Source organism: Pseudoalteromonas sp. MER144-MNA-CIBAN-0113 (genome assembly GCF_040308965.1).
GTDB lineage: Bacteria > Pseudomonadota > Gammaproteobacteria > Enterobacterales > Alteromonadaceae > Pseudoalteromonas > Pseudoalteromonas tetraodonis.
In genome coordinates, this window is the sequence record NZ_JBEOOG010000001.1 from 13157 (window position 1) to 28199 (window position 15043).

Below are 15043 nucleotides of genomic sequence, written 5' to 3' on the forward strand. Positions count from 1 at the left end.
TCAGTTATGAACATTGAAACAACACGCATTACTCGCCTTTTGGCTGCTATTTCATTAGCATCTCTGGCGGGTTGTGGTGGTGACGCAGCAACCACTACTACAGATATTGAAAAAGTAAACCCTACTGAACCAGTCTCTGACTGGCGTATGGTATGGAACGATGAGTTTGACAGCACTAGTATTGATACTAACAAGTGGAACTTTGAATTAAACTGCGCTGGCGGTGGTAACAACGAGAAACAATGTTATACCGACAGTGAAGAAAACGCCTTTATTAAAGACGGTGTACTAAACATAGTCGCCTTACCTGCTGAAGAAGGCGCAGAAAAACCATACACATCAGCCCGTTTAAACACCCGTTACAACGCAGACTTTACTTATGGCCGCTTTGAAATGCGTGCAAAGTTGCCTTCGGGTCAAGGTAGCTGGCCAGCTTTTTGGATGATGCCAACCGATGAAGAATATGGTACTTGGCCGCGCTCTGGCGAAATTGATATTTTAGAAGCGGTAAATTTAAAAACAGTTGCTGAAGATGGCACCGTTGAAGCTAATATTCATGGCACACTTCACTATGGTCGCGAATGGCCAAATAACTCAAGTTCAGGTAAAGCGTATACATTCCCTGAAGGGATGAATCCTGCAGACGATTTTCATACCTACGCAATTGAATGGCAAGAAGGCGAAATTCGCTGGTACGTAGATGGCTATTTATACGCCACTCAACGTCGCTCTGAAGTTCGTTACAATTCAAAAGATGAACCTGTTGGCTTAAAGCATAAAGGTTGGTTTGCTGAATACTTTGAACAAGGTAGCGGCGAGCTAACAACGCATTGGGATAATGCCCCATTTGATAAAGACTTTTACCTTATTTTAAACAATGCTGTTGGTGGTGATTGGCCTGAAAACGTAAATAACTTAGGCGTTGACGCTGCAGCATTTGCAGAAGGTCAAAGTTTTGAAATTGATTACGTGCGTGTTTACGAATGTGCCTCTAACCCAACCACAGGTAAAGGCTGTGAAACAGTCCGCCCAGGTTACGATAGCCTAGAAGATGCACTTGTTGAAGGTAAAGCCCCTGTACCTACCCCGCCAAGTGATGGTGTTGCAAAGAATCTTGATATTTTTGATGGCAGCTTAAATGCCAACTGGATCGCATGGGATTGTTGCGGTGGAACAACACCAGAAACCATTACTGACGCTGACAAAGGCGACGTAATTAAGTTTAACATTAACGATAATAACGGGACTGTGCTTGGTTTCTCTACCCGCGGTGGTCACTTCCCTGATGATTTTACTGGCACTTCATCTCCATTTGATGCATCACCTCTACTTGATTTAAATGGTCGACTCACCTTTGATATGAAAGTAGTAACGCCACCAACATCTTCAACTACTTGGTTATTAAAAGCCGAAGCGGGTGATGGTGGTCCTAATACCGGCGATGTAGCCCTTAGCGATAGTAATGAAGGTGTTACTCCTGTTACTGGCCAATGGCAAACCTATACATTCCCACTTTCTTTACTACAAGAAAGAGGCTTAGATTTAAGTGCCATTGATGTATTAATGGTATTCCCAGCATGGCAAACAGGTGCAGGCGCTGAATATTTAATTACCAATGTTGCGATTGAAGGTGATTTACCTGGAAGCCCAGAAGTTGACCTATTCACAGACGGACAAAATCTAGATTGGCCAATGTGGGATTGTTGTGGCGGTTCAACACCAATTGAGGTAGTAGATGATGAAGAACACGGTTTAACCGCAGAGTTTAGCATTGGCGAAGCACCCACTGTAATGGGCTTTAATACTCGCACCTCAGCCGGTGGTAGTGGTAAACCATTTGATGCAACAAGTATTTTAGAAAATGGTGTACTACAGTTTGATGTAAAAGTAATGTCAAATCCAAATGATCCAGCAGCTGTTTGGACAATGAAGATTGAATCTAATGAAGGCGATACAGCGGTAGAGCTTCCATTAACCGATGCTGGCGATGCACCCGTTGCTGGTGAGTGGAAAACTTATACCTTTACATTCGCTGACTTAGCGGGCGCAGGTTTAGATGTTAGTGCCATTGATGTAGTGATGATATTCCCAGCATGGGGCACAGGTGAAGGTGCGGTTTACCGTGTTGATAACGCTAAAATGTACGATCCGAGTGCATCAGCAGGCGATGAAATCACTATTTTCCAAGATACAGCCGCAGATATGTGGAGTATTTGGGACTGTTGTGGTGGCTCTACACCGACTGAAGAAACTGACGATGCTGAACACGGCACAGTGGCTGAGTTTGTTATTGGTGCTACACCAACAGTAATGGGCTTTTTAGCTGACGAAGGTGTTTCTTTTGATGCATCAGCAATATTAGCAAATGGTGTTGTGCAATTTGAAATGAAAATGGTGACACCACCAAATGATCCTGACTCAGTGTGGACATTTAAAATTGAGTCAACAGGTGCAGCAACGGCGGTAGAGCTTCCTCTTGCACAAAGCGTTGAAGGTGAAGTACCGGTTATTGGGCAATGGCAAACATACACGTTTACAGTGCAATCATTATTTGATGCAGGTTTAGACATTAGCGATATCAATGTACTGATGGTTTTCCCAGCGTGGGGAACAGGTGAAGGTGCAGTTTATCGTATCGACAATGTGGTTATCGCTAACCCATAAACCCTAATTCAGTGGTAGGTACTAAATTAAAAGTACCTACTTACCGTAATAAATTAAGTAAAAGCAGAGCAATTATGAACACAAATAAGTTTAAAAAAAGCCCACTAGCGGCTTCTGTGTCACTTATCATCGCTGCAAGCACATTTAACTTCGCTTATGCTGCGCAAGAAAATACTGCCGAACCTGAACTAGAAGTTATTGAAGTAAAAGGTATTCGTGGTTCATTAATCCGTTCAATGGATGTAAAGCGTGACGCATCAGGCGTGGTTGATGCCATTTCTGCTGAAGAAATGGGTAAATTTCCAGATACTAATTTAGCTGAATCGCTACAACGTATTACGGGTGTATCGGTAAGTCGCTCAAACGGTGAAGGTAGCCAAATTACCGTACGTGGTTTTGGCCCATCGTTTAACCTTGTAACACTTAACGGCCGTCAAATGGCAGGCACCGGTTTTACGCGTTCATTTAACTTTGAGAACTTATCATCTGAAGGCGTTAGTTCACTTGAAGTTATGAAAACAGCGCGTGCGGATACACCAACAGGTGGCCTTGGTGCAACTGTAAATATTGTTACCGCTAAACCTCTACAAAAGCCGGGTCAGCGCTTTTCATTGATGGCTAAAGGCATTCACGATACATCGGTAGAAGAAGGTGATGAAGTAACACCTGAAATTGCAGGTATTTACAGCAATACTTTTGCTGACGAAATGTTTGGTTTTTCAGCTAACTTTTCATACCACCGCCGTGATTTTCAGCGCCAAGCAGCCAATGTACGCTCTTGGTTAGTCAACCCTAACCTATCGGTTGATGCTGAAAACATAATTGATAACCGCCCAATGGATGCAGATGGTAACCCAGCTAAGCAGTTTTTCGATCCAAATGCTGGGGATAATGGTGAGTTTGTATCTGCCGCTTTCTTCCCACAAGAAGTCAGCTTTTCAAAAGATGATATTCAGCGTGAACGTTTAAATGCGCAAGCCACTTTTCAGTTTGCACCAACAGATAACTTAACGTTTACACTAGATCATACAATCTCAAATGCAACAACAGGTAATAACTCACTATCGTGGGGTATTTGGAACGGTTCGTTTGGTGGTAATGGTAATGCCTATGAGCTAGATGAATATGGCACCGCTATTTACTATAACTCAGCCGGTGATGATGCCTCATTCACGGCATTTCGTGAAACTGCCGAGGTAGACTCAAAAGCAACCGGTATCAATGTTGAATGGTTAGCAACAGAAAACCTTAGTTTTAACTTTGATGCCCATACTTCAAAAACCACAACAGATAATGGCAAAGATCCTGGCTTAAATTCTAATGCCCGTATTATTTTGGGCTCAGCAGAGTTATCTACTAAAGAATACTTTTTCCGCGAAGGCGATGTACCGGGTTTTAATATTAATTGGAACAACGGCACACAAGAAGTAAGTCCAAATCAAATTGGTTCTAACTTCAGTATTTTTACCAGAACACCAGGTGAGTCAGAAGTTTCTCAAGTACAATTAGACGGTAAATTATTTACTTATACAGATATTGGTCTTGAAACCGTTAAATTTGGTGCGGCTTACACTAAGCAAACACTCAGTGGTTGGGGCGGCTCTAATAACGCCAATGCACCTGGCTTTAACAACGGTACATTCGCTGAAATTTTCCCAGATGCGATGTTCGAAAGGATTGATTTAAGCGGATTCCTTGATGAATTTTCATTTGGTCCTAACGGCGTAGCGCCAGGTTATGCTTACACTTATGACCTTGATGAAGCATTTGCTCGTCAAAGTGCTTATTTGACCGAAGACGTAATTGGTAGTGATTATTACCGAATTGGTAGCTTTGATAACTTCCCAACTAACGAAGTAGAAGAAGAAACCATTAGTGTTTACCTTTCTAGCAACTGGGTATTTAACGTTAGCGACTACGACGTATTTGTAAACTTAGGTCTTCGTTATGAAGAAACTGATATTGTAAGCCCAGCAAAAAGTCGTGTAGCGGAACAAGTTTACTGGGCAGGCGGTTCAGAGTGGTTAACTCAATTTGCCGCTGGTGGCGAATTAGTTGAAGTAGACTATGAAGGACAATACGACTTACTACTTCCTATGATTGATATTAAAGTCGATCTTACGGATGACTTAGTAACCCGCGCATCATGGGGACAAACAATCACCAGACCAACTCTTGGCGATATGTTAGGTAACTTGGCTTTAACACCATCACCTAAATTAAATTCAAGAAGTGGTAGCCGTGGTAATCCAAACTTAGAGCCATTTAAATCAACTAATCTAGATTTAAGCCTTGAGTATTATTACAGCGAAGGCAGTTACGCTGCTGTTGGTCTATTTTGGAAAGACGTAGATAATTGGATTGATAACACCCAGGTAAAAACTACCTTTGAAGGTTTACATGATGTGTATTTAGGTGAGCGTTGGAACAATGCAGTAGCCGCCATTGAAGGTCGTGGAGATCAAGCAACTGACACTGCAATTTACAATGAAATTGTAGCTAATGGCGTAGGCATTGGTGAAAACAACCGTATATTACCAGATCCAGCGACTGATCCGCTGATTGAATGGACCATCAATTCACCTGAAAACGTTGGTTCACGTAAAGTAAACGGTTTTGAATTTGCTGTTCAGCACTTGTTTGGCGACTCAGGCTTTGGTGCAGGCTTTAATGCCACCGTTGTTGATGGTGATGTAGAGTACGATAACTACTACCTTGCCTCTCAAGCAGTATTAGCTGGTTTAAGTGATTCTGCGAACATACAAGGCTTTTACGAAAAAGATGGCTTATCGGTGAAAATTACCGGTGCATGGCGTGATGAGTACTTAATTGCGCAAGGTTTACCTGACTCAGGTGCTACGGCTCCTCCACAATACGCAGAAGAGTACTTACAGTGGGATATTAGTGTGAACTACGAAGTTAACGAAAGCACAACGGTATTCTTTGAAGGTGTGAACTTAACCAACGAAACCGAGCGTTCATTCAGTCGCTTCGAAAGTCAGTTCTTAAGCGCGGCTCAATACGGCCCTCGTTATGCCTTTGGCGTTAGATACTCTATGGGCAATTAATACATTGCCCAAATACAGTTTTTGATTACCCCTTATAGTTGAAAAGTCAAAGCCGCTCATTGAGCGGCTTTTTTTATAACTGTTTAATTTTTTCTAATAGCTTATCGGTTGTCCAATCAATATCGTTATAGGCAATATCGGGTTTATAATAATCGCCCTTTCCTCTTGCTCTATTCACATACACTTTATTAGGCACTATCACTTTACCTAAACCTGAGGGTAACTCAGCTAATCGAACATCCATATACAGTGAGTCAGCACTGCTTGGCGCGCCAAATAACTGAGTGTTTGAAAACTGCTTAAATACATCAATGGCATCAAGACACGCACTTGCACACTGTGGCGGCACAATAACAAAAACCTGTGTTTTAAAGTCACTCTCTGGCACCGTGCTATCGCTTTGGTTTGGTTTACTTTGCGGCTCTTCGATGTAAAATAGCTTATTATTTTCAAGTGACTGCGCCATACCTGCAGCTATTTCTTTAAACTCTTTTTGTGCTTTAGGTTGATCTTTCAACACTTCAATTAATGATTTAACATGGCTAGTATTATCTTTTGACGCTCTCCACCAAACTCGGCTATTTTTTGAGTAGTTATCCATTTTTTGTTCAACAACTTGCTCACCCCACAACTCTTTTGCAAGCTTTAAGCTCCAATACGACGAGCCACCTTGGTTATGACGAAGATCTAAAACCACCGTTTTTGCACTGAGTAACTTAGAACGTTGATCAGTCACTTTTTTATACAAGTTATTGTAATCATGAGTTTGCTTATCGTTATTTGCAAAACTGGGCATAGCAATCCACGCTATGTTTTGCGCAGGCCAAGTTAAATCGGTTGTAAGCTCATCCCCATTATAGGCATGTGTTAAATGCTTACTTACACTCTTTGGCCGAACAGACCAATCAAGGGTTTTACTGTAAGCTTGCCCATTGGCTTTAACAAATTGACATTCTTTTAGAGGTGTTAAAAATGGGTTGCCCTCATCAATTAGTAACCGCCAACCTTGCTGCCACCAATGCCCAGGTTGTGTAACCTGTCCATGAAATTTAAACACTCTTTGTCGCATTAACGTCTCGGTACTTTGCCCATCGCAACCACTTATCACATCACCTTTATTTATATTATCTGTTTCACTGTAATACACTTTTAATGCATCACCCCGCCAAACGGCACTAAAACCTGGCCAACGACGAGCAGGTCGTTCAACGCTTGAAAACACACCTGCATGACCATCTTGTAGCACAGTACTAAAACGCGCAATTGCCGCAACATGAACCTGCGGCCCGCTCGCTTTGGCAGACAGTGCAAGTGCTTCTGCTTTTGCTTGCTTTAATAGCTCAGGAAAGACTGGGTTGTTAACATCAAACATACCGGGGTGGTTTTTTGCCGAAATACTGTAAGCAGCTTCAATATCACGATCAGTAACACTGCGCCATTGCTCTGGTGTTTGAGGAGTAACTGCTAATTCTGCCATGCTCAAGGTAGGCGTAATTAATAAAGCACTCAATAAAGTACGGCTAACTATTTTTGTTTTTATGTTCATGAAAATCCATTTTAAATTAGGTTATATAATTACTGTAAACCCATTTGGTGGAACTAAAAATACCTTAAATCAAATAAGTATCAGCAAATTATTTTTATAGCAGTAACTTAACAACATTAAAAGCAGCTAACAACGAGTAAGATTTAAAATGAACTGGCTTTAAATTTAGAGCAACACCTTACTTAGACGTTTGTTCAATTTTGGTTTGCAGTAGTGTTATGCGGGCGTTGAGTTTTCTAAAGCTATACTGTGAATAGAAAAAGTTCAAAAAGAAAGCAGCAAAACCTGAACAAGCAAGCCCTATCAATGGGCTGAATAAAACATTAACAACAAAACAATAACAGCCATCGCTATCGTAAGCCCCAAATAATGAGATGCACTAAATAACTTTCGGTTGTTTTTTTCAAGTTGAACTATATGAGAATCTATATCCATTAAAAATTTCCTTTTTAAAAACTGATACTTAACAAATCAACACTAACTATTCTTTCAGCTTACTACCTACATAGTATTATTTAAACAAGTGAGTTACTCCACTGCGCCTTAGTTAATCGATATAACTGTACGGTACGACCATGAAATTCATGAGTACTGTAGTCTGTAAAGCCAATTTTCTTTGCTACTTTTAATGACGCAATATGCTCAGGTTCAATAATAACAACGACTGATTGATGAGTAGTTTGCGTAAACACATACTTTAAAACACCTTTAGCCGCTTCGCAGGCTAATCCTTTATTCCAAAAATCGCCCGCTAATCGATACCCTAAATTAGGCTCTTCGTTACCCGCGACACTTTGTGGAGAAACACCACAAAACCCTATAAGTAGGTTACTGTTTTTATCTATTAGTGCCCATGGGCCCAAACCGTATGAACCGTAGCATTGTAAACACCACTTTATAAATTCACGAGTTGCAGCTTCATCGCACACACCACGAATTGAGTATTTCATCACCTCATCGTCACTAAGAATTTCACTTAATGCCGGCACATCATCAATTGAAAACTGCCGAATAAGCAACCTTTGGGTTTCACAAATGTTCACTCAAACCTCCTTGTAATCACAGCTAAAAAATTTCAACAAACAAGTGATTAAGGTTGTTATCTCAGTTATTTCGCTCTTTTTTATATTTCGAATGCCACAAAAAGTATCCAAATAATATGCCTACTAAAGGAAATATTATTAAAGATGAAATGATTCCATCAAAAAAATCTTGCTCACCTGTAAAGTACATAATTAATTGAAATAAAATAGCTGTAGGAATTCCCCAGCCTAGAACACCTTTTAGTAAAATAAAACGGAATTTAGTGTGGTTTATATTCATGAGCCTTCCTTGAGTTGTGGAGCCAAATAATAAGCTGAAATAAATCATAGTCGTTAGTGAGTTGAGTCTCTAAATTATTGGAGGCGATTTAAATTAGTTTAAAATTACATTAACACTATTGAAAAAACACTTAACCAACTTAATTGGATACCATAAGAGATACGTTGATAGCTACCAGGGTTACTTTGTAGTTTTATTGCTTTAGCCATAGCAAACAGATAATAAACAGTAGCGATAACAGAAACAATTGAAAAAACACGAAAGTATAAAGGAGTAATTTCTGTGGTTGGACTGATCGCTATTAATATTGGTGCTAAAACGAGCGAAAGCAACATAATGAAACCAGCCCAAGAGTGAACCTTGCAATTAAAAGTTGGGTGTTTAGTAAATGGATCTGCATCCATAGGAAAATAACCTGCAACCCATGTACCAATACCATGCATTATGACTAACCAGCCAGCAATATTAACCAAAATAGATACATTAGATAGTTGTGTTAAATACCAGCCAAAAAAGCAAAATAAAAAACCTAATGGATAATTATTAATTAGCGGTGACAGTTTTTCAGTTGGGCTTCCCGTTGCACCTAATTCACTACAAAATTGTTTAGAATGACTGTAACCTTCATAAAACCGACTTGCTACATAAACACCAATGAATATCCATAATGTGGCTATTAACCCTGAATAAATCGCAATCGTTTCAAACATCACCATAATCCTTTTTGTGATTAATTCATTAAAGCCTTTTTGAACACAGAGGAGAAAATGAGCCGGCTTCGAGTGACGAGCTGTGAGCTTGTACAAACAGCCTGAAACCTAGTCATAACAGCCCTGAGCTAGAACCTTTAATCTACTTTTTCAACCCAGCGCCTCATTAATAAATCGTTTCTTTATCATTATAATTAACCACTAATCAAATGCTATCGGTATTAGTTTTAAAAAAACAAAGCGCTACAAAAATGTAGCGCTTTCATTACTTATAGGTTGTTTGTTTAAACTAAAACGCGTTATTAAAAAAAGCCAAGCGGATCTTCGCTGTAACTTACTAGCAAGTTTTTAGTTTGTTGGTAATGATCAAGCGCGAGTTTGTGAGTTTCGCGGCCTATACCAGACTTTTTATACCCGCCAAACGCAGCGTGCGCTGGGTACATATGGTAACAATTAGTCCATACACGACCTGCTTCTATTTTGCGACCAAAGTGATAAGCACGATTCATATTACGGCTCCATACCCCTGCGCCTAAACCAAATTCTGAGCTGTTAGCCAGTTCAAGTGCTTCGGCTTCGTCTTTAAAGGTCGACATTGAAATAACGGGGCCAAAAATTTCTTCTTGGAACACGCGCATGTCATTACGTCCTTTTAATAGTGTAGGTTGAATGTAATACCCGCCGTTTAGCTCGTCGCTTAATTGCTCAACATGGCCGCCAGTTAATACTTCAGCACCTTCTTCTTTACCAATTTCAATGTAGCTTAAAATTTTATCAAACTGCGCTTTAGAGGCTTGAGCGCCTACCATGGTTTCACTATCAAGCGGGTTGCCACGTTTAATTTGTTTAGTACGTTTTAAAATACGTTCTATAAATTGCTCATAAATATCTTCTTGAATGAACAAGCGTGATGGACAAGTACATACTTCACCTTGGTTAAAGTAGGCAAGAATGGCACCCTCAATTGCCTTATCTAAATATGAGTCGTCTTTTTCCATAACATCGCTAAAGAAGATATTAGGCGATTTCCCCCCAAGCTCGACCGTTGAAGGAATAATATTCTCGGCTGCACATTTTAAAATATGTGAGCCCACAGGAGTTGAGCCTGTAAAGGCAATTTTAGCAATGCGCGTACTAGTTGCCAGTGCTTCACCAGCTTCTTTACCAAAGCCGTTTACCACATTTAAAACACCCCCTGGCAGTAAATCGCCAATAATTTCCATCAACACTAAGATTGAGGCGGGTGTTTGCTCTGCGGGTTTTAATATTACACAGTTACCTGCTGCAAGCGCAGGCGCAAGTTTCCAAGCGGCCATTAATAATGGGAAGTTCCACGGAATAATTTGCCCTACAACGCCTAGAGGCTCATGAAAATGATACGCTACCGTGGTTTCGTCTATCTCGCCAATACTGCCCTCTTGAGCACGAAGGCAGCCTGCAAAGTAACGAAAGTGATCGGCGGCAAGTGGAATATCAGCGGCGAGGGTTTCGCGAATCGCTTTGCCATTATCCCATGTTTCGGCCACTGCAAGTAGCTCCAAGTTTTGTTCAATACGGTCGGCAATTTTTAATAGTATATTGCTGCGCTCGGCGACTGAGGTAGTGCCCCACTGGGTTTTTACTGCATGGGCTTTGTCGAGTGCAAGGTTTATATCGTCTTTATCTGAGCGCGGTACTTTACAAAATACCTTGCCATTAACTGGGCTTATATTATCAAAGTACTGGCCGTTGACAGGGGCAACCCACTCGCCGCCAATGTAATTACCATACTGCTGTTTAAATGTGACGAGTGCGTCTGCTGAACCTGGGTTTGCATAAATCATATGTGTGTTCTCTTGTTGTTAGCTAAAAGTCTAAGCCGAAATTTGTTAGAGTAATGTAGCAACTTGCTTTATATTTAATCGGTATTGATTGACATTAGACCATTAAGCGCTTAAAAACTTGCTTAGCTGTCCAAAAAAGTTGTCTGTGAGTCCACATTAAAAACGCTCTATAACGATTAAAAAAGGCTGAACATGCACACATCTCAGTTAAATAAAAAACGCCAACAACTTGATGTACTGATTGAAAACAAAGTGACCTTTGCTGCCGATAACTCTGAGCTAAGTATTTACGATACCTATAAAAGTGCGCAAAAAGTGGCGTTGCACTCAAACGAATTACTGTTTTGTGCCATGCTCAGTGGTAAAAAAATAATGCATGTTGAGAGCAGTCAATACCACAAAGCGTTTTTACCACATGAATCGTTTGTATTAGCACCCGAGCAAGGCGTACTAATTGATTTTCCGCATGCATCCTTAAACGCACCCACCACCTGTTTAGCCATTGAAATAAGCACCGATAAAATAACCAATGTGGCTAATGCGCTTAATATGCAGCAAAGCTTTGCTAGTGATACCTTGTTTGAATACACCCCTAATTTAGTGCATACCCAACATAATACGCAAACTCAGCAGTTATTAGAGCGCATGGTGCATTTATTTAGTGAGCAAGGCGCTGAGCGACACTACTTAATTGATTTATCGTTAAACGAATTGATCACCCGTTTATTACAACAGCAAAGCCGTGATTTATTGCTGGCCAACTGTGACAAGCTGCGCCTAAAAAGTAACGTGAGTGATGCACTGCATTATATTGAAGAGCATTTAAACGAAAACCTCGACATAAACACCCTTTGCAAAATAACCTGTATGAGCCGTAGTAAGTTTTATCAGCAGTTTAAACTTGCTTTTGGCACCAGCCCTGCGCTTTGGCAACAACAACTTAGGCTTAAAAAGGCCCGTACGCTTTTATTAGAAGGCCACGCTATAAGCAAGGTGTGCTACGACCTGGGTTTTAATAGCGCCAGTCATTTTAGCCGTTTATTTAAGCAAACTTTTGGTATTGCACCAAAAGCGTGTCGCCACTAACCTAACACAACAGTTTTTGTTATATTAAACAGCCTAATATGCTAGATTGTTTGCAATGTTGTAAGTAGTAATGAGTCACCGATGAGTAAACCCACCCGCTGGACATTAAAGAGTATTGCCAAAGAGTTAGGTGTGTCTAATGCTACGGTATCAAATGCGTTTAATCGCCCTGATCAACTCTCTGCTAAACGCCGCGAAGCCATACTTAAAGCGTGCAAAGAGCTGGGGTATTATGGCCCTAATAAAGCGGCGCAGTCTTTGCGAAGTGGCACCTTTAATATTGTTGCATTAGTCCTTCCCGATAGCGTGGAATACATGGTATCAGACCCTGTTGCGAGCAGTTTTATGCGGGGAGTAACCTCGGTACTTGAAAAAAACAATATTAATGTTTTATTGTTTTCAGGCAATAGTGACAACCTCAACAGCGTTGTTGATTTTGTCGATGGTTTTATTTGTTATGGTCGCCCGCGCAATAAAGCACTAGTAGAGCAACTAAAAACAGTCTCCAAACATGTGGTGACGGTTGATTTTGACATTGCCCGTAACGCCTCAATTAATGTTAATAACGAGCAAGCCAGTTATGAAATAGCCAAACATGTTTTACATAATCAAGATGATAAAGTGGCTATATTAGGCTTAAGATTACTTGATGAAAATGTATTGTGCCGGGTATACGAACATCACGAATTTGAAACTGGCCAATCTATTTCGCATCAACGTTTGCGTGGTTATCAACGCGCCTTAAGTGAGGCTAATATAACGGTTGCCGACGACCGCATTTGGAATATTCCTGAAAGCAGTGAGCGCTTTGCAAATATTGCCGCAAAAGAGGTATTAACAGCCTCCCCTCGCCCTAACGTGATTATATGCATGAGCGATTTAATTGCCCTTGCCACCATGCGAGAAGCCATAAAACAAGGGATAAAAATAGGCAGTGAGCTGCGTATTGTGGGGTTTGATGGCATAGAAGAAGCCGCTCGTTTTGTACCTCGCCTCACTACAATTCATCAAAATAGCCAAGAAAAGGGCGTTATGGCTGCTAACTTATTTATTTCTAAAGAAGAAAAACAATATGAAGTAGGTTACGCACTCGATATTGGTGCAAGTAGCTAAGCACTGTTAATAAAGCAAATAAAAAAGCCAAACAGAGGCTGCTTGGCTTTTGGTTTTCAACAAATAAAGCTATTTAAGCCAATAAACTTTGTAAGTTTAGAGTGCTTTCTTGAGTGCCATTAACCTGCGTAATAAGTGCAGTACGGCTTGCAAAGTCAATCCTCAATGAAATTGATTGTTGTTCAAGCTTCCACATTAAACAACAAACACTTGCGCCGCCTTGAGCCGAAAATTCACCTGCAAATGCGGGATATTCATTACGCATTTTAATTAGCTCTATGAGCCCTTTTACTACCGGTTTATTAAGGGCTTGCTCTATTTTAGCCGCGTTCAAATATGGGCGATTTATATCACGGCCAACATTGGTTTTTGCTAACAGTTCCATATCGTTTTCACAGGCAAATAAGCCGCCGTAATAAACTTGCGGTACACCTGGCGCAAAAAATTGAATTGCGCGCGACAGTAAATAGTCAAAATCATTAGCGCCTAATGCATTGTAATAAGTACAGTTTACTTGATATAAATCGACATTACTGGCAGCCGCGCCTGTTGCTTGGCGGCTTTGATTGTTACTATTTGCATGCATGGTTTCTACTAGGTTATCAATTTGCTCTGCATTTAATAAGCCTGGTTTTTCACCCATTGGGCCTGCATCAATAATGCCTATGCCATCATGCGTATCAAGTACCGTTAAACAGTTACGCGGCGATATTTTTAGCCATTTGAGTAATGCATCCGCATTGTTATTAAACAAGCTATGTAGAATTAGTGGCGGCAATGCAAAGTCATAAACCATATTAACGCGCTTAGCTACATCTACTTGTGTTTGATAATGGCTATGAATTTCTGCAATGGTTTCCATGCCTAAATCGTTGGCTTGCTTTGATAAGTTATCTAAGTAGCCAAACGTTTCATCTAGCATAAAACAATTAGTACCCGCCTGCTTAATAGCATAACCCGCTGCATCTAAACGAATAATATTAACGTTGTTAGCAGAGAACTTAGTAAGTACATTATTTAAATACGCAATTCCCGCCTCTACTTTTACGTTTATATCAATTTGATTGTCGGTAAAAGTGGTCCAAAAATCATATGTTTGACCATCACCGCATTTCATTGGCGTAAAACAACTGCCTGGGCGTGGACGGTAAATAGCTTGCTGCTCAGCCTCGCTCATACCACTGGGAAACACGTCTTCTTTGGTTAAAAATAAATCCCAAAATGCTGACGCTTTACCTTTAGCCAGCACATCTTGAAATTGAAAAGATTGCGCCGACACATGATTCACTATTAGATCAGCCATTAAATCATGGTCTTTACCGAGTGCCTTTATGTCGTCCCAAGTACCGATTCGAGAATCAACTTCACTATGATCAATCGGGTCAAAGCCTGCATCGCTGCCATCAATTGGGTTATAAAATGGCAATAAGTGCACACCACCAAAAACGCCCTCTAATGGGCCATGTAAAAGAGTGGTAAGTGCATTTATATCTTGGCCAGTAATTCGATCAGCGTATGTGATCAATTGAACTTTATTCTTCATCATTGTGTGATTACCATGTTGAAACTTAATCGATTAAGATATATCTTTAACTAGCACGTACGAATTTACAAGTTATTTTTATAAATTTTACATACAAATATCGTGGCGACATTAATACTATAATCAGTAACTGACTGACTTACTGAGTGTTAAGAACGCATTTAACG

Annotated in this window: 10 protein-coding genes; 4 read left to right on the forward strand and 6 right to left on the reverse strand. The window is 40.5% G+C overall.

The genetic code is table 11. The features are described from left to right. Positions 1–6 precede the first annotated feature (6 nt). Together AAEY57_RS00055 and AAEY57_RS00060 are read left to right on the forward strand one after the other, a co-directional pair. Complete coding sequence (locus AAEY57_RS00055) at positions 7–2664, forward strand: glycoside hydrolase family 16 protein (protein WP_016900600.1); 2658 nt, start codon at positions 7–9, stop codon at positions 2662–2664. 74 nt (positions 2665–2738) lie between these two features. Then, positions 2739–5732, forward strand: a complete 2994-nt coding sequence (locus tag AAEY57_RS00060) for a TonB-dependent receptor (RefSeq protein WP_350605543.1) — start codon at positions 2739–2741, stop codon at positions 5730–5732. Positions 5733–5805: 73 nt separating this feature from the next. On the opposite strand, the gene AAEY57_RS00065 is transcribed toward AAEY57_RS00060, so the two are convergent. The 5 genes from AAEY57_RS00065 to exaC all read right to left on the reverse strand — a co-directional run bounded on the left by AAEY57_RS00065 (position 5806) and on the right by exaC (position 11134). Continuing rightward, positions 5806–7278: a S41 family peptidase gene (locus tag AAEY57_RS00065; protein WP_036955085.1), complete on the reverse strand. Its 1473-nt coding sequence runs from the start codon at positions 7276–7278 to the stop codon at positions 5806–5808. Positions 7279–7793: 515 nt separating this feature from the next. Then, complete coding sequence (locus tag AAEY57_RS00070; protein ID WP_013463023.1) at positions 7794–8321, reverse strand: GNAT family N-acetyltransferase; 528 nt, start codon at positions 8319–8321, stop codon at positions 7794–7796. A 61-nt stretch (positions 8322–8382) separates the two neighbouring features. Beyond that, positions 8383–8601 (reverse strand): hypothetical protein, encoded by a 219-nt coding sequence (locus tag AAEY57_RS00075; protein WP_013463022.1) that lies wholly within the window; start codon positions 8599–8601, stop codon positions 8383–8385. 104 nt (positions 8602–8705) lie between these two features. Then, the gene (locus AAEY57_RS00080; RefSeq protein WP_016900597.1) at positions 8706–9311 is read right to left on the reverse strand and encodes a DUF998 domain-containing protein; all 606 of its coding nucleotides are present in this window, start codon (positions 9309–9311) and stop codon (positions 8706–8708) included. Between the two features lie 302 nt (positions 9312–9613). Continuing rightward, entirely contained in the window at positions 9614–11134 is a 1521-nt protein-coding gene (gene exaC, locus AAEY57_RS00085; protein ID WP_064663761.1) for an acetaldehyde dehydrogenase ExaC, read from the reverse strand. Between the two features lie 192 nt (positions 11135–11326). Here exaC and AAEY57_RS00090 point away from each other — a divergent pair, with 192 nt between their 5' ends. Both AAEY57_RS00090 and AAEY57_RS00095 read left to right on the forward strand, forming a co-directional pair. Further along, a complete protein-coding gene (locus AAEY57_RS00090; RefSeq protein ID WP_076921973.1) occupies positions 11327–12220 on the forward strand; it encodes an AraC family transcriptional regulator in 894 nt (297 codons plus the stop codon). 81 nt (positions 12221–12301) lie between these two features. Continuing rightward, on the forward strand, positions 12302–13333 hold the full coding sequence (locus AAEY57_RS00095) for a LacI family DNA-binding transcriptional regulator (protein ID WP_016900594.1): 1032 nt from the start codon (positions 12302–12304) through the stop codon (positions 13331–13333). A gap of 73 nt (positions 13334–13406) precedes the next feature. Here the strand turns inward: AAEY57_RS00095 and gtfA are convergent, their stop codons facing one another. After that, entirely contained in the window at positions 13407–14879 is a 1473-nt protein-coding gene (gtfA, locus tag AAEY57_RS00100; protein WP_350605548.1) for a sucrose phosphorylase, read from the reverse strand. Positions 14880–15043 lie beyond the last annotated feature (164 nt).